This window comes from Brachybacterium sp. AG952 (genome assembly GCF_004362645.1).
Classification (GTDB): domain Bacteria; phylum Actinomycetota; class Actinomycetes; order Actinomycetales; family Dermabacteraceae; genus Brachybacterium; species Brachybacterium conglomeratum.
In genome coordinates, this window is sequence record NZ_SNXV01000001.1 from 205,800 (window position 1) to 227,904 (window position 22,105).

18 protein-coding genes are annotated in these 22,105 nt (G+C 73.3%); 12 read left to right on the plus strand and 6 right to left on the minus strand.

The window, feature by feature from the left end; all coding sequences use genetic code 11:
- Positions 1–40 precede the first annotated feature (40 nt).
- The 5 genes from hutU (at position 41) to DEU31_RS01005 (ending at position 7,211) form a co-directional block, all read left to right on the plus strand.
- Entirely contained in the window at positions 41–1,723 is a 1,683-nt protein-coding gene (gene hutU, locus DEU31_RS00985) for a urocanate hydratase (protein ID WP_133675127.1), read from the plus strand.
- 11 nt (positions 1,724–1,734) lie between these two features.
- Positions 1,735–3,012, plus strand: coding sequence for an amidohydrolase family protein (locus DEU31_RS00990; RefSeq protein ID WP_133675129.1), 1,278 nt, complete (start codon positions 1,735–1,737; stop codon positions 3,010–3,012).
- A gap of 35 nt (positions 3,013–3,047) precedes the next feature.
- Positions 3,048–4,589 carry a histidine ammonia-lyase gene (gene hutH, locus DEU31_RS00995; RefSeq protein ID WP_133675131.1) on the plus strand — a complete coding sequence of 514 codons (1,542 nt, stop codon included), beginning with the start codon at positions 3,048–3,050 and terminating at the stop codon, positions 4,587–4,589.
- Between the two features lie 152 nt (positions 4,590–4,741).
- The gene (locus DEU31_RS01000; protein ID WP_010552152.1) at positions 4,742–5,728 is read left to right on the plus strand and encodes a TerC family protein; all 987 of its coding nucleotides are present in this window, start codon (positions 4,742–4,744) and stop codon (positions 5,726–5,728) included.
- A 244-nt stretch (positions 5,729–5,972) separates the two neighbouring features.
- Positions 5,973–7,211, plus strand: coding sequence for a M4 family metallopeptidase (locus tag DEU31_RS01005; RefSeq protein WP_133675133.1), 1,239 nt, complete (start codon positions 5,973–5,975; stop codon positions 7,209–7,211).
- A gap of 361 nt (positions 7,212–7,572) precedes the next feature.
- Here the strand turns inward: DEU31_RS01005 and DEU31_RS01010 are convergent, their stop codons facing one another.
- The 3 genes from DEU31_RS01010 to DEU31_RS01020 all read right to left on the minus strand — a co-directional run bounded on the left by DEU31_RS01010 (position 7,573) and on the right by DEU31_RS01020 (position 10,572).
- The gene (locus DEU31_RS01010) at positions 7,573–8,355 is read right to left on the minus strand and encodes an SDR family oxidoreductase (RefSeq protein ID WP_010552155.1); all 783 of its coding nucleotides are present in this window, start codon (positions 8,353–8,355) and stop codon (positions 7,573–7,575) included.
- A gap of 148 nt (positions 8,356–8,503) precedes the next feature.
- Positions 8,504–9,076, minus strand: coding sequence for an isochorismatase family protein (locus tag DEU31_RS01015; protein ID WP_133675135.1), 573 nt, complete (start codon positions 9,074–9,076; stop codon positions 8,504–8,506).
- Positions 9,073–10,572, minus strand: a complete 1,500-nt coding sequence (locus tag DEU31_RS01020) for a cytosine permease (RefSeq protein WP_133675137.1) — start codon at positions 10,570–10,572, stop codon at positions 9,073–9,075. Before DEU31_RS01020 ends, DEU31_RS01015 begins: the two co-directional genes overlap by 4 nt.
- A 214-nt stretch (positions 10,573–10,786) precedes the next feature.
- On the opposite strand from DEU31_RS01020, the gene DEU31_RS01025 reads away from it, so the two are divergent.
- A complete protein-coding gene (locus DEU31_RS01025) occupies positions 10,787–11,842 on the plus strand; it encodes an FUSC family protein (RefSeq protein ID WP_010552158.1) in 1,056 nt (351 codons plus the stop codon).
- A 31-nt stretch (positions 11,843–11,873) separates the two neighbouring features.
- Here DEU31_RS01025 and DEU31_RS01030 read toward each other — a convergent pair whose 3' ends face one another.
- Both DEU31_RS01030 and DEU31_RS01035 read right to left on the minus strand, forming a co-directional pair.
- Positions 11,874–12,764, minus strand: coding sequence for a hypothetical protein (locus DEU31_RS01030; RefSeq protein WP_010552159.1), 891 nt, complete (start codon positions 12,762–12,764; stop codon positions 11,874–11,876).
- Between the two features lie 103 nt (positions 12,765–12,867).
- Positions 12,868–13,968 (minus strand): hypothetical protein, encoded by a 1,101-nt coding sequence (locus DEU31_RS01035; RefSeq protein ID WP_010552160.1) that lies wholly within the window; start codon positions 13,966–13,968, stop codon positions 12,868–12,870.
- Between the two features lie 217 nt (positions 13,969–14,185).
- On the opposite strand from DEU31_RS01035, the gene DEU31_RS01040 reads away from it, so the two are divergent.
- From DEU31_RS01040 to DEU31_RS01060, 5 genes are all read left to right on the plus strand, one after another.
- Positions 14,186–14,707 carry a PH domain-containing protein gene (locus tag DEU31_RS01040; RefSeq protein ID WP_010552161.1) on the plus strand — a complete coding sequence of 174 codons (522 nt, stop codon included), beginning with the start codon at positions 14,186–14,188 and terminating at the stop codon, positions 14,705–14,707.
- A gap of 128 nt (positions 14,708–14,835) precedes the next feature.
- The gene (locus DEU31_RS01045; RefSeq protein WP_010552162.1) at positions 14,836–15,669 is read left to right on the plus strand and encodes a methyltransferase domain-containing protein; all 834 of its coding nucleotides are present in this window, start codon (positions 14,836–14,838) and stop codon (positions 15,667–15,669) included.
- A 67-nt stretch (positions 15,670–15,736) separates the two neighbouring features.
- Complete coding sequence (locus tag DEU31_RS01050) at positions 15,737–16,222, plus strand: DoxX family membrane protein (RefSeq protein ID WP_133675138.1); 486 nt, start codon at positions 15,737–15,739, stop codon at positions 16,220–16,222.
- 483 nt (positions 16,223–16,705) lie between these two features.
- Positions 16,706–18,505 carry a carbohydrate-binding module family 20 domain-containing protein gene (locus DEU31_RS01055; protein WP_133675140.1) on the plus strand — a complete coding sequence of 600 codons (1,800 nt, stop codon included), beginning with the start codon at positions 16,706–16,708 and terminating at the stop codon, positions 18,503–18,505.
- A gap of 202 nt (positions 18,506–18,707) precedes the next feature.
- Positions 18,708–19,148, plus strand: a complete 441-nt coding sequence (locus DEU31_RS01060) for a hypothetical protein (RefSeq protein ID WP_010552165.1) — start codon at positions 18,708–18,710, stop codon at positions 19,146–19,148.
- 221 nt (positions 19,149–19,369) lie between these two features.
- On the opposite strand, the gene DEU31_RS16670 is transcribed toward DEU31_RS01060, so the two are convergent.
- The gene (locus DEU31_RS16670) at positions 19,370–20,476 is read right to left on the minus strand and encodes a hypothetical protein (protein ID WP_166649339.1); all 1,107 of its coding nucleotides are present in this window, start codon (positions 20,474–20,476) and stop codon (positions 19,370–19,372) included.
- A gap of 465 nt (positions 20,477–20,941) precedes the next feature.
- Here DEU31_RS16670 and DEU31_RS01070 point away from each other — a divergent pair, with 465 nt between their 5' ends.
- Positions 20,942–21,955: an ABC transporter substrate-binding protein gene (locus DEU31_RS01070; protein WP_133675143.1), complete on the plus strand. Its 1,014-nt coding sequence runs from the start codon at positions 20,942–20,944 to the stop codon at positions 21,953–21,955.
- Positions 21,956–22,105: the final 150 nt, after the last annotated feature.

Sequence of the window (22,105 nt, forward strand, 5' to 3'; positions counted from 1 at the left end):
GTGGGGAACCCCGAGACACCACTCGACGAAGGAGCCGACGATGTCCCTCCCCGGAGCCCGTCCCGTCCGCGCCGACCGCGGCACCGACCTCACCGCCAGGTCCTGGCAGACCGAGGCGCCGCTGCGCATGCTCATGAACAACCTCGACCCGGAGGTCGCCGAGCGGCCCGACGACCTCGTCGTCTACGGCGGCACCGGCCGCGCCGCCCGCTCCTGGGAGGCCTTCGACGCGATCGTCGACACCCTCAAGGACCTCGAGGACGACGAGACCCTGCTGGTCCAGTCCGGCAAGCCCGTCGGCGTGCTGCGCACGAACGAGTGGGCGCCGCGCGTGCTGCTGGCGAACTCCAACCTCGTCGGCAACTGGGCGGCCTGGCCCGAGTTCCGCCGGCTCGAGGCCGAGGGCCTGATGATGTACGGCCAGATGACCGCCGGGTCCTGGATCTACATCGCGACCCAGGGCATCCTCCAGGGCACCTTCGAGACCTTCGCGGCCGTCGCACAGAAGCGCTTCGGCGGCACCCTGGCCGGCACCATCACCCTCACCGGCGGCTGCGGCGGCATGGGCGGCGCGCAGCCGCTGGCCGTCACCCTCAACGACGGCGTCTGCCTGATCGTGGACGTGGACCGCACGCGCCTCGAGCGCCGCGTCGCCAAGCGCTACTGCCACGAGATCGCCGACGACCTCGACGACGCGATCGCCCGCGCGAATGCGGCGAAAGCCGAGAAGCGGGGCCTGTCCATCGGCATCGTCGGCAACGCGGCCGAGGTCTTCCCCGCCCTGCTCGAGCGCCACCGGGCCGGTGACCTGCAGATCGACGTGGTCACCGACCAGACCTCCGCCCACGACCCGCTGAGCTACCTGCCCACCGAGGTCGCCGTCGAGGACTGGCAGCGCGAGGCCGCGGCCGACGAGGAGGGCTTCACCAAGAAGGCCCGCGAGGCGATGGCCCGCCAGGTCCAGGCCATGGTCGAGTTCCAGGACGAGGGCGCCGAGGTGTTCGACTACGGCAACTCGATCCGCGACGAGGCCCGCCACGCCGGCTACGACCGCGCCTTCGAGTTCCCCGGCTTCGTCCCCGCCTACATCCGGCCGCTGTTCTGCGAGGGCCTCGGCCCGTTCCGCTGGGTGGCGCTGTCCGGCGACCCCGAGGACATCGAGGTCACCGACGCGGCGCTGAAGGAGCTGTTCCCCGAGAACGAGCACCTGCACCGCTGGCTCGACGCCGCCGACGAGTTCGTCGAGTTCGAGGGCCTGCCCGCCCGCATCTGCTGGCTCGGCTACGGCGAGCGGCACAAGGCCGGGATGCTCTTCAACGACCTCGTGCGCGACGGGAAGGTCAAGGCCCCGATCGTCATCGGCCGCGACCACCTCGACTCCGGCTCCGTCGCCTCCCCCTACCGGGAGACCGAGTCGATGCTCGACGGCTCCGACGCGATCGCCGACTGGCCGCTGCTGAACGCCCTGACCGCCACCAGCTCCGGCGCGACCTGGGTCTCGATCCACCACGGCGGCGGCGTCGGCATCGGCCGCTCGATCCACGCCGGCCAGGTCGGCGTCGCCGACGGCACCGAGCTCGCTCGTAAGAAGCTCGAGCGCCTGCTCACCAACGACCCCGCCATGGGCGTGATCCGCCACGTCGACGCCGGCTACTCCCGCGCCGACCAGGTCGCCCACGAGCGCGGGGTCCGCATCCCGATGACCCCGGTGCGCCGGGACTGAGGAGGCACGCCATGACCTCGACCCTGCTCACCGGCATCTCCGAGCTCTGGACCCTCGACCCCGCCCTCGACGACCCCGCCCGCCCCGGGCAGGTCACCGAGGAGCAGGTGCTGCGCGAGGCCGCCCTCGTGATCGAGGACGACCGCGTGGCCTGGACCGGCCCCGCCCCGCAGGCCCCGTCGGCCGACGAGCGCGAGGACCTCGGCGGTCGGGCCGTGCTGCCCGGCTGGGTCGACTCCCACTCCCACCTCGTCTTCGACGGCGACCGCGCCGCCGAGTTCGAGGCCCGGATGGCCGGGCAGGCCTACGCCGCAGGCGGCATCGGCGTGACCACCTCGGCGACCCGGGAGGCGTCCGACGAGCGCCTGCGCGACCTCGTCCGGGCCCGGCTCGCGGAGGCCGCCGCCGGCGGCACCACCACGATGGAGACCAAGACCGGCTACGGCCTCACCGTCGCCGACGAGGCCCGGGCCGCGCGCCTCCTCGCCGCCCTCGCGGCCGACGGGGAGCTCGACGAGGTCACCTTCCTCGGCGCGCACCTCGTCCCCTCCGAGTACGACGGCCAGGACGGCCGACCCGGGGCGGAGGAGTACGTCGATCTCGTCGCGGGGGAGATGCTCGAGGCGGTCGCGGAGCACGTGCGCTGGATCGACGTGTTCTGCGAGGAGGGCGCCTTCGACCCCGCCCGGTCCGAGCGGGTGCTGCGCGCCGGCGCCGCGGCCGGCCTGGGCCTCCGCGTCCACGGCAATCAGCTGGGCCGCAGCGGCGGCGTCGCGCTCGCCGCCGCGCTCGGCGCCGCGAGCGTCGACCATCTCAACCACCTCGCGCCGGAGGACGTCGAGGCGCTCGCCGCGACCGCCTCCCGGCCCACGGCCGACGGGGGCGCCCCCGGCCTCCTCGCCGTGGACGCCGGGCCGACGGTCGCGACCGTGCTGCCCGCCTGCGACCTCTCCACCCGCGCCCCGCTCGCCCCGGTCCGGGAGCTGCTCGACGCCGGCGCCGCCCTCGCGATCGCCTCGAACTGCAACCCCGGCACCAGCTACACGAGCGCGATGAGCTTCTGCGTCGCGACCGCCGTGCTGCAGATGCACCTCTCCCTTGCCGAGGCCGTGCGCGCCGCGACCCGCGGCGGGGCCCTCGCCCTGCGCCGCAGCGACGTCGGCCATCTCGGGACCGGCGCCCGCGCCGACCTGCACGTGCTCGACGCCCCTGCCGCGATCCACCTCGCCTACCGCCCCGGCATGCCGCTGACCCATCAGGTGCGCCGTCGCGGGGTGCGGATCGCCTGACCCGCCGCCACGTCCCGTCACCGAAAGGACACCCCATGACCGACACCGTCCCCCTCTCCGCCGAGGGGATCACCGCCGCCGACGTGCTCGCCGTCGCCCGCCGAGGGGCCCGCGTCCAGCTCGACCCCGCCGCCCGCGAGCAGGTCGCCTCCGTCCGCGCCCACATCGACGCGCTCGCCGCGGGCGAGACCCCCGTCTACGGCGTCTCCACCGGCTTCGGGGCGCTGGCCGACACGTCCATCCCGCCCTCGATGCGCCACGCCCTGCAGCGCTCCCTGATCCGCTCCCACGCCGCCGGCGCCGGCCCCGAGGTCGAGACCGAGGTGGTGCGCGCCCTGATGCTGCTGCGCGCCCGCACCCTCGCCTCCGGCCGCACCGGCGTGCGCCCCGTCGTCGTCGAGACGATGCTCGCGCTGCTGAACGCCCGCATCACCCCGATCGTCCACGAGTACGGCTCCCTCGGCTGCTCCGGCGACCTCGCCCCGCTCTCCCACTGCGCGATCGTGCTGATGGGGGAGGGGCGCGCCCGCGACCGCGACGGCGTGGAGCGGCCTGTGCCCGAGCTGCTCGCCGAGGCGGGGATCGAGCCAGTGCTGCTCGAGGAGAAGGAGGGCCTGGCCCTCATCAACGGCACGGACGGCATGCTCGGCATGCTCCTGATGGCCCTGGCCGACCTCGACGAGCTGGTGCGCACCGCCGACGTCACCACGGCGCTGTCCGTGCAAGCCCTGCGCGGCCGCGACACCGTCTTCCGCCCCGAGCTGCACGCCCCGCTGCGCCCCCATCCCGGCCAGGAGGCGTCGGCCGCGAACATCCTCGCCCTGCTCGAGGGCTCCGGGATCATCGCCGACGTCGCCGCCGAGGGATCCCGTGTCCAGGATGCCTACTCGCTGCGCTGCGCCCCGCAGGTCGCCGGCGGCGTGCGGGACACGATCGTGCACGCCCGCACCGTCGCCGAGCGCGAGCTCGCCTCCGCGATCGACAACCCCGTCGTGCTCGAGGACGGCACCGTCACCTCCAACGGGAACTTCCACGGCGCCCCCGTCGCCTACGTGCTCGACTTCCTCGCCGTCGTCTCCGCGGACCTCGCCTCGATCGCGGAGCGCCGCACCGACCGGATGCTCGACAAGTCCCGCTCCCACGGCCTGCCGCCCTTCCTCGCCGACGACCCCGGCGTGGACTCCGGCTTCATGATCGCCCAGTACACCCAGGCCGGCCTCGTCTCCGAGATGAAGCGTCTCGCGGTGCCGGCGAGCGTGGACTCGATCCCCTCCTCCGCCATGCAGGAGGACCACGTCTCGATGGGCTGGCACGCCGCCCGCAAGCTCCGCACCAGTGTCGAGAACCTCCGCCGGGTCCTCGCGATCGAGCTGCTCACCGCCGCCCGCGCGATCGACCTGCGGGCGCCGCTGAGCCCGTCGGCCGGCAGCGCCGCCGCGATCGCGGTGCTGCGGGAGAGCGTCGAGGGGCCCGGCCCGGACCGCTTCCTCGCCCCCGACATCGCCGAGGCGGAGGCGCGTCTGGCCGACGGGACGCTGCTCGCCGCGGTGGAGGGCGTCGTCGGCGACCTGCGATGACGATCTTCACCCCGGCCGGAGCGGTCGCAGCAGGCGGGGGAGCGGTAGCCTGAGGCACGCCGTCCGGCCCCCATGGGAGCCGGGAGCGGCCGCCCTGACCCCGTCCGCCGCCCGGAGCCTCCTCGACTCCGGCGCCCCCTGAAAGAAGTCCCATGGGAGAACTGCACCTCGGCTTCGAGATCGTCGCCCTGGTCGTGCTCTGCGTGATCCTGCTCGCCGACCTCCTGCTCGTGATCAAGCGCCCCCACCTGCCCTCGATGAAGGAGTGCGCAGGCTGGATCGGCTTCTACGTCGGCCTCGCGCTCGTCTTCGCGGTGGTGCTCTTCTTCGTGGGCGGCGCCAAGCCGTCCTCGGAGTTCCTCACGGGCTGGCTGCTCGAGTACTCGCTGAGCATCGACAACCTCTTCGTCTTCATCCTGATCATGGCGAAGTTCGGGGTGCCGCGGAAGTACCAGCAGGAAGCGCTGATGGTGGGCATCATCATCGCGCTCATCGCGCGCGGCCTGTTCATCCTCGCGGGCTCCGTGATCATCGAGCACTTCGTCGGCGTCTTCTACATCTTCGGCCTGTTCCTGCTGTACACGGCCTGGAAGCAGGCCTTCGGCGACGAGGACGACGACGCGGAGTCGCCGATCATGCGCCTGGTGCGCCGGGTCATCCCGGTCTCCGAGGAGTACGACGGCAACAAGATCCGCACCGTCGTGGACGGCAAGAAGATGTTCACCCCGATGCTGCTGGTGTTCATCACCCTCGGCATCACCGACGTCATGTTCGCGCTGGACTCGATCCCCGCGATCTTCGGCGTGACCCGCAACCCGTTCCTGGTGTTCACCGCGAACATCTTCGCGCTGATGGGCCTGCGCCAGCTGTACTTCCTGCTCGGCGGCATGCTGGACCGCCTGGCCTACCTGCACTACGGCATCGCCGCGATCCTCGGCTTCATCGGCGTGAAGCTGCTGATCCACGCGATCCACGAGGCGCCGCTGGGCTTCATCCCCGGCTTCGACACCCTCGCGAAGATCCCCGAGGTGCCGATCTGGGTCTCGCTGAGCTTCATCGTGGTCGCGATGGGCGTGGCGATCATCGCCTCGCTCGTGGCCGCCCGGAAGAAGGAGGGCGAGGAGATCACCCCGAAGTGATCCCGCCGGGGCGGCTCGCGCCCCGTGCCGCCGTCTGGCGGGCACTGCTCAGGCACCGCCCGAGCACCGCTCCGGCACTGCGCCCCCGAGGTCCCGCACCTCGGGGGCGCTTCCCTTCGTCGGGGAGCGGGGCGAGGATGGGGGCATGAGCCCGGCCCCGCAGGACCCTCTCCCGCCCCTGCCTCGGCAGGGGGCGGGGCGCCCCCTGCCGCGGTCGGCGGTATGCGTCCCGGTCCCGCGGCCCGTGCACGGGATCGTCCCCCCGCACCTGCTGCGCAGGATCGCCGACGGGCCGACGGGGCAGAGCGCGGACGCGGCGCGACGGACCCTCGCCCTCGGCGCCCGCACGACCGCGACCAGGGAGGTGCGGGCCGCTCGGACCGGACGGACGGACGCCCCGACGGGCACCCGGCCGCAGTCCTCGCCGGACGCTCCGAGCACCTCGGCGGGCCTGCTGCCGCCGCACATCGCGCAGCGGCTCCCTCGCCCGGACCCCGCCGCCCGCCCGGCGGTGCCGGACGGACGCGCGGCCGCGGCGGGGACGACGCCGTCGACCGCTCCCGGAGCGGCGACGTCGGCCGTGCCGGAGGCGGGGCTCGGCCCGCGCCGCAGCATCCACGACGCCGCGGGCGGCACCGCGCTGCCCGGCCAGCTCGTGCGCGCCGAGGGCGCGGACCCGACAGGCGATCCGGCGGCCGACGAGGCCTATGACGGGCTCGGCGCGACCTGGGAGCTGTACGCGCGGGCGTTCGGCCGCGACTCGCTCGACGGCGCGGGGATGGAGCTGGTGGCGAGCGTCCACTACGGCCAGGACTTCGCCAACGCCTACTGGGACGGCGAGCAGATGGTCTTCGGCGACGGCGACGGGGTCTACTTCACCTCGTTCACCGGCGCGGTGGACGTGATCGGCCACGAGCTCACCCACGGCGTCGTCCAGCACACGGCGGGCCTGATCTACCTCGCCCAGCCCGGGGCGCTGCACGAGTCGATCGCGGACTGCTTCGGCGCGATGACCGCACAGCACCAGCGGGGCCAGAGAGCCGAGGAGGCGGACTGGCTGATCGGCGCGGGCCTGTTCACCGACGCCGTGCAGGGGGTGGCGCTGCGTTCGATGAAGGCGCCCGGCACCGCCTACGACGACCCGGTGCTCGGGAAGGACCCGCAGCCGGACTCGATGGCGCACTACGCCGACCTCCCGCACGACGCCGAGAACGACAACGGCGGGGTGCACATCAACTCCGGCATCCCCAACCGGGCGTTCTACCTGGCCGCGACCGGGATCGGCGGGCGCACCGAGGACGGGGCGGGTCTGCTCTGGTACGACGCACTCACCCGCGGCGGCCTGCCCCGGGACGCGGACTTCGCGACCTTCGCCGCCGCGACGCTCGCCGCCGCCGAGGCCCGCCACGGCGCGGACTCGGCCGAGCGCGCGGCCGTCGCGGAGGCGTGGCGCACGGTCGGCGTGCTCGAGGGGGAGGCATGAGGGACGAGGGACGCGCCGCGGGCCGGATCGTGCCGGTGACCGAGGTGCCGGCGGGGGACGACGCCTGCTGGCTCGGGCAGCTGTGCCCGGAGTGCGGGGCCGTGCCGGAGGGGGCGGGGGCGCAGGACGCGACGGTGCCCTGCTGGCGCTGCGGGGCGCTGCGGGGCGGTGCGGGGGCGGAGCGAGCAGGGCGGGGGCGGCGCCGCGGCTCGATGAGCGCAGCGACCCTCGAGCGCTGCGCCCCTCGAGTGCTGCGACCCTCGAGCGCTGCGCCCCTCGAGTGCTGCGACCCTCGAGCGCTGCGACGCCGCGGCCGCACCCTTCTGCTGTCGGCGCCCGCCGATCCCCTCGCCGGCGGCGGTCAGACCGCGGGCGTCGCGAAGCCCCCGTTGGACAGCAGCAGCTGACCGCGGATCCACCCGCCCTGCGGGGACAGCAGGAAGCGCACCAGGTCCGCGACGGTGCCCGGCGCGCCGAGCTCCCCGCCGGGCGTCTGCGCCGCGCCGGCGGCGCGGATCTCGTCGTCCATCCAGCCGGTGTCGATCGGGCCGGGATTGATCACGTTGGTGCGGATCCCGCGGTCGGCGAGCTCGTGGGTGCCGGCCAGCACCAGGCGGTCCAGCGCCCCCTTCGTCGCCCCGTAGGGCAGGTTGTGGGCGGTGTGGTCGCTGGTCAGGGCGATCACCGCGCCACCAGGGGAGTCGAGGCCGACGGGGACCTGCTCGGCGAAGGCGCGGAGCAGCAGCCAGCTCGCCCGCACGTTGACCGCGTAGTGCCGGTCGAAGCTCTCCACCGTCGTGTCCAGGATCGAGGAGTCCACCGACTCGCAGTGGCTCATCACCAGTGCGCCGAGCGGGCCGAGCGCCTCACGGGCGTCGTGGACGAGACGCTCCGGGACGGCGGGATCGGCGAGGTCGCCGGGCAGCAGCACGACCCGCCGGCCCAGGCCGCGCAGCTCCTCGGCCAGCAGCTCGACGTCGGCGTCCTCGCCGAGCACGCGCCGGTCGTACTCGCCGTGGAAGGAGAGCGCGAGGTCGCAGCCATCCTCGGCGAGGCCGCGCGCGATCGCGGCGCCGATCCCGCGACGTCGGCCGACGCCGGTGAGCAGGGCGGTGCGGGGAAGGGCGGGGGCGCGGCGGTGCATGAGCGCAGACTACGGAGGCGGGGCTCGCCATGGCCAGCGGTTTCCCTGTCCCGGTCTCGGCGCGTGCGCCTCGGGGTGCCACGCCGCCGGGCGGGTCACGGCGTGAGGGCGGTGCCGCTGCGTGGCGAGTCGGTCGCGGGGCCGGCGATCAGCCCGGCTCCCCGGAGACCGCGAGGACCTCGGCGGTGCTCGCGAGCGTGACCTGCGGTCCGAACAGGCTCATCGTGTGCAGGGCCGCCGCCCCGTTCGCCTCGTCCGAGGCGGCGCAGGCGTCGGTCACCACCGTCAGACGGGCGCCCGCGTCGGCGGCGGCGAGCACGGTCGCGATCACGCAGCAGTCGGTCGAGACCCCGGCGATCAGAAGCGGCGCCGCCGTCGCGGCCTCGCCGAGGCTCGCGCGCAGCTGCGGCCCCCACTTGCCGAAGGTCGGCTCGTCGATCGTGGGATGGGCGGTGAGCTCCGCCGCGCCGTCGACCAGGTCGTAGAGCGGATCGGTCGCGGGGACGTCCGCGAAGGGCCAGGCCCGGAAGTACTCGCCCCAGGAGGTGGTGCGGTCCGCCGTCGGCAGCCAGCGGCTGACCAGCGTGCGCTCGGGACCGACGTGCGCGGCGAGCTCGCGGATCCGCTCCCAGGCCTCGTCCCAGAACGGGGAGGCCCAGCCCGAGCCGGGATCGGCGAAGATCCGCTGCGGGTCGACGATCAGCAGGTGGGGTGCGCTCATGCCGTCCGCTCCTGCGCGCGGATCCGGCTGCGGCGCGCGAACCAGGTGACGGCGAAGCCGAACACCAGGGCGAACAGCACGCCGACGTTCGCGTAGGCCCAGTTCCCGTCCCAGTAGGCGCCGGCCGGATCCTCCACGAAGGTGCCCAGGCCCAGCGGCTCGAGCAGGTAGCCCTGCCAGTTGTTCCACGGGGCGTCCTCCGCAAAGGAGTTCACCACCAGGCCCCAGCCGATCACGGAGGCGACGACCATGGTGCCCACGGAGATCCAGTCGATCGAGCCGTAGCGGCCCTTCGGATCGAACAGCGCCTGCTCGTCGTAGTCGGCGCGGCGGGAGAGCACGTCGGCGATGAGGATCCCGGCCCAGGCCGCGATCGGGACGCCGAGGGTGATCAGGAAGCTCTGGAAGGGACCGATGAAGTTCTGCGCGAAGAACGCCACCCAGATCGTGCCGGCCGTGAGGATCACGCCGTCGACCGCGGCGGCGGCCGGGCGGGGGATCCTGATGCCGAGGCTGATCAGGGTCAGGCCCGAGGAGTAGATGCCGAGCACCGCGCCGGAGACCAGGGTCAGCACCGCGACGATCCAGAAGGGCACCAGCGCCCACAGCGGCAGGATCGTGATCAGCGCGCCGATCGGGTCGGACTCGATCGCCGTGTTCAGCGCGGGGTCGGAGCCGGCCAGCAGCAGCCCGAAGATCACCAGCACCACCGGGGCGGCCGCGCCGCCGATCGTGTTCCACAGGATGATGGACCCGTCGGACGCCGAGCGCTTCTGGTAGCGGGACCAGTCCGCGGAGATGTTGATCCAGCCCAGGCCGAAGCCGGTCATCACCATCACCAGCGCCCCGATCATCGCCTGCGGCGGGCCCGACGGGGCCGACATCACCGCGGCGAGGTCGATGTGGGGGATCGTGAGGATCATGAAGACGATCGTCATCGCGCCGGTCGCCCAGGTCAGGATCGACTGCAGCTTCATGATCGTGTGATAGCCGAGCACGGAGGCGCCGACGATCAGGGCCGCGATCGCGAGCGCCGCGATGACGGTGACGGCGCTGCCCGCCCCGATCCCGAGGATCTCGAAGACCGTGGCCGTGGCGAGCACCGCGGAGATCGCCAGCGAGGTCTCCCAGCCGATCGAGGTCAGCCACGAGATGATGCCCGGCACCTTCTGGCCGTGCACGCCGAAGGCGGCGCGCGAGAGCACCATCGTCGGCGCGGAGCCGCGCTTGCCCGCGATCGCGACCAGCCCGCACAGTGCGAAGCTGAGGACGATGCCGATGACCGCGACGATCGTCGCCTGCCAGAAGCTGATCCCGAAGCCGAGCAGGTAGGAGCCGTAGCTCATCCCGAACACGGACACGTTCGCGGCGAACCAGGGCCAGAACAGGTCGCGCGGCCGGGCGGTGCGCTCCGACTCGGTGATGATCTCGATGCCCGTGGTCTCGACGAGCGGCGCGGTGCGGGCGCCCTCGGGCGCGGCGGGGGAGGTGGACATGGGCAGAGTCTCCCACGTCACAGCTCCGCGGGATGTTCGCGACCTCATGGCGGCCGACGCCGGGCGGCGCTAGCCTGACCGCGACCTCCCCTGCCCCGGCCCGCGCGCTCCGTCGCCGCCCGCCCTGGCGGGCCCCTGTTCGACGACGACCCCGGTCGTGCCTCCTCCCCGTGCGTCCCGACCGCGGTCGCGCCCCTCTCCTGGAAGGAGTCGCGTGCCCCGGACCGCGTCCCCCCTCGCGCGAGTGCGCGGACTGCTCACGATCGCCCCCGCCCGCGTCGACCACATCCCCGCGTTCCGCATCGCGGTGGGCCTCGCGATCCCGATGGCGGTGCTGCTGCTCACCGACCGGATCGAGTTCGCGATGTACGTCGGCTTCGGGGCGTTCACCGGCATCTACTCCCGCTACGAGCCGACCCGGGCGCGCTTCCGCCGCCAGCTGCTGGCCGGCGCCATGCTCACCGTCTGCGTGACGATCGGCGCGGCCGTCGCCCAGCTGGCGCCGAAGATGCCCGAGGCGCTCTCCTCCTGGATCGTGATCGTCGTCGGCGCGCTGGTCGCCGGGGGCTCGGCGATCCTCGTGACCTCGCGCGGGCTGAAGCCGGGCGGGGCGATCTTCCCCGTCTTCGCGACCGCGGCGGTCGCCTCCGCACCGTCGGTCGCCCCGTTCTGGACGGCAGGGCTGATCGCGGCCTCCGTCGTCGCCCTGTGCGTGCTGCTGGGACTGCTGGGGCACTGGGCGGGGGAGCGCCATCCGGACGTGGTGCTCGGCCGCGACCACGAGGACGTCACCCGCGCCGAGCTCGGCGCCGAGTTCACCCGCTACTTCGTCGCCGCGCTGGTCGCGGGCGCGATCGGCCTCGCCTCCGGACTGCCCTTCCCGTACTGGGCCCAGGTGGCGGCCGTCGCGCCGTTGGCCTCGCCGGGCCACGGGGCACGGATCGAGAAGGGCGTCCATCGCCTCGTCGGCACGATCCTCGGGGTGGTCGTGACCGCGTTCCTGCTGTCCTTCCCGGTCGAGCCCTGGCAGCTGGTGGTGTGGGTGGTGCTGCTGCAGTTCCTCGCCGAGATGTTCATCCTGCGCAACTACTCGATCGCGCTGCTGTTCATCACCCCGCTCGCGCTGCTGATGGTGCAGCTGGGCCATCCCCAGCCCGCCGGCCCGATGCTCGAGGCACGCGTGCTGGAGACGGCGATCGGCGTCGTCGTCGGCCTCGCGCTGGTGCTCGGCCGCTACGCGCGGGAGCGGCGCCGCACGCTCGTCGCCTGAGTCGGCCGACGGCCCGCGCGCCGTCCGGACCTCAGGCGCCGGGGCCGCCCGTCCCCTCGTCGCCCGACGGCTCCTCCTCCGGCGACCGCGGCACGAGCAGGTCGATCGCGGAGCGCAGGCTCTCGGGGGAGACGTCGGAGACCTGCACCTGGTCCTGCGGGGACCGCTGCGGTCCCACCGCGCCGTCGTCGATCACCCGCACCCGGTCGGAGGTCGCGACGACGGTGGCCTGCCGCCCCTCGCCCTCGGCGACGGAGGTGATGACCGACAGCGCACGGGCGTCCGCCGCCTCCGGGCCGGTGACGGCCTCGGCGCGGGTGGTGGTCGTCGGCTCGCCGTCCTCGCCGGCGACGCCGAACGGGTCGGTGAACTTCCGGATCCGCTCGGCGACCTCGTCGACCTCCGGGACGCTGAAGTGGTGGAACCCGTCGACGGTGACGTACTCCTCGAGCACCCCGCGGCGGGGGAACAGGTAGTGCGCGAGCGTTGTCGAGCCGCCGTTCAGCGCCCGTGTCGTGGTGATCATCCCCTCCGGGATGCGGCGCAGGGTCACGACCCCGGCGAGCCGACGATCGAGCTGGACGGGGCGGGCGGAGGGGTCCCCGGAGCCGGAGACGAGCTCCCCCTCCTCCTCGACGCTCTCGCCGCCGGGCCGCACCAAGCCCCGCGCGGTGAGCGAGCGGAGGGCCGAGGCGGAGGCGGAGTCGGCGTCCACCTGGTCCTGGTCGAGATACGGGCTGCCCAGCAGCGCGAGCGCCGAGGCGCCGTCCAGGCCCCTCAGCTCCTCGTCGGTGAGGGTGATCAGCACCTCCGGCTCCGTCCCGGCACCGGCGAGCACCTCCATCGCCCCGAGCATGTCGCGCTGGGTGATCATGGGCTCGGTCGAGGAGGACTGCTGCGAGGCCTGCGGGGTGTCGCTCATGCGGGGTCGGCTCCCTGGGAGGCGAGGGCCCGCCGTCGCGGCGGGGCCCGGATCGGTCACGGGTCGGGGTCAGCGTCTCATGGGCGCGGCGGGCGCGGCGGCGTCACCAGGGCAGGGCGTCCGCGAGGCCGTCGACCGCACCGGAGATGCCGTCGCCGACGGAGTCCACGACGTTCCCGACGCCCTCCGAGACCGCCCCGGCGGTGTCGCCGACGAAGTCCGTGGTGGCGTTCCAGGCGTCGGAGGCGGTCGAGGAGATCGCGGGCCAGTTGTCGTAGACCATCTTGCCCACGTCCGCGAGCGCCGCCCCGCCGGAGATGACCGCCCCGGCGGCCACGAGGGGTCCTCCGACGATCGCCCCGACGCCCGTCGCGGACATCGCGCCGCCGGCGAGCATCAGCCCGCCGCCGAGCGCGCTCGCCCCGCCCGTGACCGCGCTGAAGGTGTCCCCGTTCTTGATGCCGTCGATCATCTGCCAGCCGCCGGTGACCACGTCGATGCCCGGCAGCGCCTTGCCCACGAAGGGGGCGACGTCGTCGAGGAAGGGGGCGACCTTCGAGAGCTTCCCGGCGGCGTCGTCCACCCAGCCGAAGAAGTTCTTGTTCCCCAGCCCTGTCGGGACGTTGAACGGCAGCTCGCCGATCATCTTCTTGACCAGGCCGCTGTACTCGGTGCCCGCGCTGAACGCCGACTCGGTGATGTCCTTGCCGTACTTCCAGGTCCCGGCGGCGAGCTGGAAGATGTCCTCGGCCCCGCCGATGAAGTCCGTCGAGCGGTCGATGATCCGGGCGAGGTCCCAGACCTTCTTGGCCCGGGTGAACGCGGTCTGGAGCGTGTTGAAGACGCCGAGGCCGTCGTTGAGCCCGCCCAGCAGCGAGTCCCACCAGGAGCCGCCGTCCTTCCCGCCGCCGGAGCCGCCGCCCCCGTCGGACCCCGCGCCGGAGGCCTCGTCCTGCTCCTCGGCATGCTGCTCGAGGTCCGTGCCGCGGCGGGAGATCAGCTCCCCGACCTGGTCGAACAGCGGGGACGTGCTCGAGGACCAGCGCTCGCGGAAGGCGTCGGCGTCCGGGCCGCGCCATGCGCTCTCGTCCATGACGACCGGCTGCAGCAGGTCGCGCAGCTCACCGATCGCCGTCGCCCGCTGGACGAGCAGCGCGGAGTGGTCGCGCAGCTGATCGGTGTCGGCGCCGTAGAAGCCGCTCATGCTGTTCCCCCGGAGAATGATCGGTCCCTCTGGATCCGGTGCCGCCGGCACGACGAGCGGGCCGGGCACTGACGTCAGGGTAGGGGCGATCCAGGACGGCGGCCATGGGGAGTACTCCCCATCGAGCGCAGCCGGTCACGGCGTCGGCACCGCCGACGGCCCGGCACGAGGCCCGGGCCGCAGCGCGGACCCGGCGGCTGACCGTAGGCTCGTGGGCATGGGGACGAGACGAGACAGGCTGCGCGAGGCGGCCGCCCTCCAGGAGCAGATCCGTGAGCAGCACGGCGAGGACGCCGACACGGTGATGGCGCAGCTGCTCGCGGGGCGGGCCGGGGCCGGTCGCGCGGAGTCCACGTACCGCCGAGCGATGGCGCGGAACCAGGGCCTGCGCTTCCGGGCGTCGGACCTGAACCTTCCCCAGCAGGTGCTCGACCCCGAGGAGACCGTGTTCGAGGTCGCCGTCGGGGCCCAGCGCTCGGACACCTTCCCGCTGCTGATCGTCACCGACAGGCGGGTCCTGCACGTCATGGACCGTCTGCGCGGCTGGACCGTGCTCGAGGAGGCCCCGGCCGCGGCGATCACCGGGGCCGAGCTCGAGGAGCGCCTGCTCTCCGGCCGGCTCCGCGTCCATGTGCGCGAGGGCAGGGGCCTGACCATGAAGGTCGCCGAACGGAACCGCAGCCAGGAGGTCGTCGACCTCCTGCAGCATCTGGCCGCCGGGGGCGCACCCCCGGGCTGAACCGCAGGCGACCCGTCCTCTCCGCTTCGCGCCGTCGGGGCTGCAAGCTCCCCCGGTCCTGCGCACCGGCCCCGTCCGCTCCGCGACCGCAGCGGGACCGGCCGCGGCGCCGGGCGTAGCGTCGGGCCATGAGCGACGGACCCCCCGAGAGCGCCCGACAGCCCGGCCCCTACACCCACGGCTACGGCGCGGCGGTGCTCGGCAGCCACCGCGCCCGCACCGCCGAGAACTCGGCCGCGCACCTCCTGCCCCACCTGCGACCCGGGCAGCGGCTGCTGGACGTGGGCAGCGGCGCGGGCACCATCACCGCGGACCTCGCCCGGATCGTCGGCCCGGGGAACGTCACCGCGCTCGAGGTCGCCGAGGAGTCTGCGGCGCTGACCCGCGCGGAGCTCGCGGCACAGGGGCTGGACGAGGTGACGGTCGTGGTCGGCGACGCCCAGGCGTTGGACCTCCCCGACGACGCCTTCGACGTGGTCCACGCCCACCAGGTGCTCCAGCACCTCCCGCGGCCTGTCGACGCGCTGCGCGAGGCGCGCCGCGTGACCCGTCCGGGCGGCCTCGTCGCCGTGCGGGACAGCGACTACGAGGGCTTCCGCTGGTTCCCCGAGGATGCGCGGCTGGACCGCTGGCTCACGCTCTACCTCGCCGCCGCCCGAGCCAACGGCGGCACGCCCGACGCCGGCCGGCGCCTGCTCGCCTGGGCCCACGAGGCGGGCTTCACCGACGTCACCCCCGGGGCGTCGACCTGGTTGCACGCCACCGAGGAGTCCCGCGCGGCCTGGGGCGCGACCTGGTCCGGCCGCATCACCTCCGACCCGCTCGCGGGGCAGCTCGAGCACGAGGGGCTCGCCGACGCCGCCGTGCGTGAGGACGTGGCCCGCGCCTTCCGCGACTGGGCGGCACACCCCGACGCCTGGTTCGTGCTGCTGCACGGGGAGATCCTCGCCGTCTCGCCGTGAGCGCACCCGCGGCCACGGGAGCGGCCTACCCTGGTCCCGACCACTGTCACTTCGGGAGGATCCCCTGATGAACCTCAGCTCCGCCATCCTGCGCGCCGTCCCCGGCGCGTTCATCCTCAACTCCGGCATCGGCAAGCTCGGCATGGACGAGCAGACCGCCGCGCATCTCCAGGCGATGGCCGTCAACGGCATCCCCGCGGTCGAGACGCTCTCCCCGAAGCAGTTCGGGCGGCTCGTCGCGTTCGGCGAGATCGCCGTGGGCTCCTCCCTGCTGCTGCCCTTCGTGCCCACCAAGGTCGCGGGCCTCGCGCTCGCCGGGTTCTCCGGCTCGATGCTCTCGATGTACTTCCGCACCCCGGAGATGACCGAGGCCGATGGCGTGCGTCCCTCGCAGTCCGGGACCCCGCTGGCCAAGGATTCCTGGATGGCGGCGATCGCCCTCGCCCTGATCATCGGCACCGGCAGCGGCTCCCGCGAGGCGAAGAGGGCCGCCAAGCAGGCCGAGAAGCGCGCCGTGAAGCTCGAGCGCGCCCTCGAGAAGCAGGCCGACTGACCCCCGCCCCGGCCGGGCCCCCGCCCCGCGCCGGCCGGGCCCCCGCCCCGCACCCGCCGGTTGTGCCCGCTGTGCTTCCGTTCCTGGAAGCACAGCGGGCACAACGTTGACATGGCGAGGGCGCGGGAGAGCGTGAGGTGAGGTGAGGTGAGGTGAGGTGAGGTGAGGTGAGGTGAGGTGAGGGGAGGTGGAGGGGGATGCTCTGCGGTCGACCCGACGCGGAGGTCCTCCGGAACCCGGAGTGCAAGATCTTGCATCGCGGTGGCGTCAGATGTCCGCCGTCGCCGGATTCTTGCCCAAGCTTCTGACCTGCATGAACAATCGGAAATCGGGCAGGTTTGACGGAACCCCTCGACGGCACGAGCCGAGCTCGCTACTCTCCTTTGCAAGCGTACGCGTTCCTTCGCAAGTTCTTGCATCCCCGATCCGGCTATGACGCCGGGGGTCGGCCCCAGTGGTCGGCCCATCCCCAGGAGAGAACCCATGCAGCACGCCCCCATCGGCACAGCGGCCCCGCGCCCGCTGATCCGCCTCGCCGCAGCCCTCGCCCTTGCGCTCCTCCTCGCCGTCGCCAGCTCCCCGGCCACCTCCCCACCCGCACAGGGCTCGCCCCCCGTGCCCAGCGGCGGTGCCACCTCGGAGAACGGTCGTGGCGACGCCATCCTCAACCTCTTCCAGTGGACCTGGGACTCCGTGGCCGCGGAGTGCACGAGCACCATCGGCCCCGCGGGCTTCGGCTACGTCCAGGTCTCCCCGCCGCAGGAGACGATCCAGGGCACGGCCTGGTGGACCTCCTACCAGCCCGTGAGCTACAAGATCGAGGGCAAGCTCGGCACCCGCGCCGAGTTCGCCGCCATGGTCGAGACCTGCAACGCCGCCGGCGTCGAGGTCATCGCCGACGCCGTCATCAACCACACCACCGGGGCCGACGGCGGCTCCGGCACCGGCACCGCCGGAACCCCCTACGGCATCGACTACTTCCCCGGCATCTACGGTGCCGCCGACTTCAACGACTGCCGCACGAACATCAGCAACTACCAGGATCGGTTCCAGGTGCAGAACTGCCGCCTGGTGTCCCTGCAGGACCTCCGCACCGGCTCCGATTACGTGCAGAACACCCTTGCCGGATATATGAACGACCTGCTCTCGCTCGGCGTCGCCGGCTTCCGCATCGACGCCGCGAAGCACATCCCCGCGAGCGACCTGGCGGCGATCAAGGCGAAGCTCAGCGACCCGAACGCCTACTGGGTGCAGGAGGTCATCGGCGCGGCCGGCGAGCCGATCCAGGAGTCCGAGTACACGGGCACCGGTGACGTGCACGAGTTCGACTACGCCCGCCAGCTGAAGTCCGACTTCGACGGCTCGATCGCGAACCTGCAGCACATCTCGAACGGCAAGCTCCCCTCCGCCCAGGCCGGGGTGTTCGTCGACAACCACGACACCGAGCGCAACGGCGAGACCATGAACGAGACCTGGGGTGCGAAGTACGTCCTGGCCAACACGTTCATGCTCGCCTACCCCTACGGGTCCCCCTCGGTGTACTCCGGCTACACCTTCACCGACAAGGATGCGGGCGCCCCCGGCGCCACCGCGACCTCCGTGCCCGACGCGAACTGCGACTCCGACGCGTGGACCTGCACCCAGCGCTGGACCGAGATCCAGGGCATGGTCGGCTTCCACAACACCGTCGCCGGCACCGCGCTGACGAACTGGTGGGACGACGGCGGCAACCAAATCGCGTTCGGCCGCGGCGACAAGGGATTCGTGGCCATCAACAACACCGGCTCCGCGACCACCCGCACCTACAGCAGCTCGCTGCCTGCGGGCACGTACTGCGACGTGGTCGCCGCGAGCGACTGCTCCGAGACGATCACCGTCGCGGCCGACGGCACCTTCTCGGCGTCCCTCCCCGCCTACGGGGCGCTCGCCCTGCACGTGGAGAAGACCTCCGGCGGCACCACGCCGGATCCCGACTCGGGCACCGAGCCTGTCGCCGGGAAGGTCTCCGTGAGCGTGCACGCGAGCACGGTCTGGGGCCAGGAGGTGCGGATTGTCGGCTCGGTGCCGGAGCTGGGCGGCTGGCAGCCCGCCTCCGGCGTCGCCCTGGACCCCTCGGGCTACCCGAGCTGGACGGGCGGCGTGGACCTGCCGGCCGGCACGAGCTTCGAGTACAAGTACGTGAAGGTCGACGGCACGGGCGCGGTCGTCTGGGAGTCCGGTGCGAACCGCACGGCGACCGTCGGCGCCGACGGGACGCTCGCGCTCACCGACACCTGGAGGTAGGCCGCCGCCGCTGAGGTAGGCCCCACCCTGAGATGGCCGCAGGGTAGCGGCGTCTGAGAGAGCATGTTCGCCGCACCGTGCTCCCTCAGGCGCCGCGGAGCGCTGTCGTGGGCCGGTGGGGGCGCGCCGCGGGTCGACAGACGACCCCGTCGGCCCTACGATCTGATTGAAACAGCAACGACTTTCCTCCGAGGAGGCCCCCATGGCACTCAGCACCGCGATCCTCCGCGCCGTCCCCGGCGCATTCATCCTCAACTCCGGCATCGGCAAGCTCGGCATGGACGCCGGCACCGCTGAGCACATGCGCGGCATGGCCGCCCAGGGCGTGCCGGTGCTCGGCAAGCTCACCCCCGAGCAGTTCGCGAAGTTCCTCAGCTACGGCGAGATCGCCGTGGGCACCTCGCTGCTGCTGCCCTTCGTCCCCTCGAAGGTCGCGGGCCTCGCGCTCGCCGGCTTCTCCGGCTCGCTGGTCTCGATGTACCTGCGCACCCCCGGCATGACCGAGGAGGACGGCGTGCGCCCCACCCAGGAGGGCACCGCCGTCGCGAAGGACACCTGGCTGCTCGCGATCGCCGCGGCGCTGATCGTCTCCGGCGGCAGCGCCGCCACGAAGGCGAAGAAGGCCAAGGCCGACCAGGCCTGAGCCCCGGCCCGACGGCCGGCCAACCCCGTTGGCCGCTCCTCGGCCCGGCCGACGCGCCGACCCCGCCCGCCCGCGCCTGATCAGGCGCGGGCGCGGGCGTCCTCGGGCCGACGCTCGAGACCGCACCGCTCGCCCTCGTCGCCGCCGAGCTCGAGCAGCGCGAGTCCCTCCTCGCCCCCGCGTCGACCGCGCCGGCCGAGAAGCCCCCGGGGCGGACCCGCTCAGAGGACCGTGAGTCCCTCGACCATCCACTCGAGGTCTCTGACCTGCTGGTCGTGCCCGAGCGCCGCACCGCCGTCGAAAGCCGCCGGACCGTTCGGGGTGTCCACCACGATCACCACGCGGCGCCAGGAATCGGTCGAGTGGAGCAGGGCCAGATCGGAGATCACCACGTCGGCGGAGACGATCCAGGCGTCGTGCCCGTCGACCGTGGTGGCCTCTTCGTGGTAGTTCCGCAGCATGGCCGGATCGCCGTAGAGCTCCTCGCCCTGCTCGGGCTCGAGTGCGCACAGGAAGATCGCGCGCGCGGCCTCCTCGGCGCCGGGATAGCCGCCCTCCTCCTCGGGGAACTCGACCTTCCCGACGCCCGCGAGCGTGTACCAGCCCGCCTCCACGGGCTGGTCGGCGTGGTGCTGGTCGGTGACGTAGGCGCTCTGCGAGCCCCAGCCGGTGCCGACCTCCCAGCCCTCCTGCTGCGGGAACGCGAGGCCGCCGCCGCGCACCTCGCCCTCGACCTGCTCGGTCACGGCCCCGTCCCCCTGCATGGTGCAGGCGGTGCCCGAGGCCTCGGCCTCGGTCGCGGGCTCCTGGTCTGTCGGTGCCGGGCCGCCCGAGCCTCCGTCCGACGCGCCCCCGTCGTCGGACGGGCCCGTCTCGTCCGTGGGGCTCGACGCGCTGGGGGTCGGATCGTCGGCGGGCTCCTCCCCGCCGCCGCTCAGCACGGTCTGCGAGAGCACCAGCGTGATCACGGCGAGGATCACCACCAGGCACCCGCCCCCGCCCAGCAGCGCGAGCAGCGGGCCGCGGCCGCCGCCCGATCCGCCGGGAGAGTCGGGGCCGGCAGGGCTTCCGGGATCCTCTCCGCCGAGCCCGCCCGTCCTGCCGGAGCCTCCCGAGGGGCTGCCGGAGAAGTCCGGGAGGGAGGCGCCCCCGACGCCGCCGGTCGCGCCGTACCCGCCGGGGCTCTGCCCGTCGGGGCGCTGTGCGTCGGCGCCGTATCCGTCGGAGCCCTGCGCTCCGGGCCCATGTCCGCCGGTACCGCTCTGCTCGCCGCCGGGCGCGGAGAAGTCCGGCAGCTGCGGCCCCGGACCGCCCCTGTGGTCGTTCATCGCTCGTCCCCTCGTCCCCGGCCGCCGTCCCCCGGCGACCGGGGCCACCCTAGCGGGCCGGCCGCTCCGGCCCCGAGCCCCTGACGGCTCCTGTTTCCTGCCGGGCGTTGCATCCACCGGCGCTCATCCCGCAGCCGACCCCGCGTACTGCCCCCGACGCACGCGCAGCGCCAGTGGATGCAACGAGGCCGCGATCTCCGCGGCCCGCCGCCCGACGACGCCCGTCCCTCGCGTCCACACGCCTGCAGGCGACGACGGCACGGACCTGTCGTCCGCCCGTCCGCCGTCGTTCGGCCGACGGACGAAAGTCCCCGCAGGTCAGCGCTTGTAATGACGATCACAGGTCCGCCAGGTGAATAAAGCAAGCAAGGAGTGGCATAAACCGCGCAGGTGAGGCTAGCCTCAGCCACGGTGCGGCTCGGTTTCCCGCCGCGCCTCCGGACCCCGTCGAGAGAAAGACTTCCCATGACCTCCTTCACCCGCCGCAGCCTCGGCGCCCTCTCCGCCGCCGGCGTCGTCGGCCTGGCCCTCACCGCCTGCGGCGGTTCCGGAGAGGATGACGCGACGGGCGCCGGTGCCTCCGACGCGGGCGGCGCCGAGGCCGGCACCGTCGAGGTCGAGGACAACAACGGCCCGCAGACCGTGCAGACCCCGCCGTCCTCCGTGGTCGCGACCGACAACCGCACCTTCGAGACCCTCGCCGACTGGGGCGTCACCCTCACCGCCGCGGCGCGCACCCTGATGCCCTCGACGAACCCGCTCAAGGAGGACGAGTCGATCATCGATCTCGGCAGCCACCGCGAGCCCGACCTCGAGGCCGTCGTCGCCGCCGAGCCGACCCTGATCATCAACGGCCAGCGCTTCGCCGATTACCACGACGACTTCGTGAAGTACGCGCCGGACGCGACGATCCTCGAGCTCGACCCGCGGGACGACCAGCCCTTCGCCGACGAGCTCAAGCGCCAGGTCTCCGTGCTCGGCGAGATCTTCGAGAAGCAGACCGAGGCCGAGGCCCTCGGCACCGACCTCGACGCCGCGATGGAGCGCGTCAAGGCCGCCTACGACGGCTCCTCCACCGTCATGGCCGTGAACACCTCCGGCGGCGAGATCGGCTACATCGCTCCCGGCCAGGGGCGAACGCTGGGCTGGACCTTCGAGGCGCTCGGCCTGGTGCCCGCACTCGAGGTCGAGGGTGCCAGCGACGACCACGAGGGCGACGACATCTCCGTCGAGGCGATCGCCGACTCGGACCCCGCCTGGATCCTCGTGATGGACCGCGACGCGGCCGTCTCCGCCGACGACCCCGAGTACACGCCCGCCAACGAGCTGCTGGACTCCTCCGAGGCGCTCGCCGGCGTGACCGCCGTGGCCGAGGGCAACATCGTCTACATGCCCGCGGACACCTACACCAACGAGGGCATCCAGACCTACACGGAGTTCTTCAACACCTTCGCCGACGCGCTCGAGGGCAAGGCCTGAGCCACGTCCATCACCGCTGACCGCCGCACGGCGGGCAGGGCCTGCGCGCCCCGCCCGCCGTGCGTCGCGTCGTCGCAGCACCCGTCGGCCCCGTGCGGCGCGCCGGTTCCGACGATCGTGCGCCGACGCGACCACCGCCCCTTCCAGGAG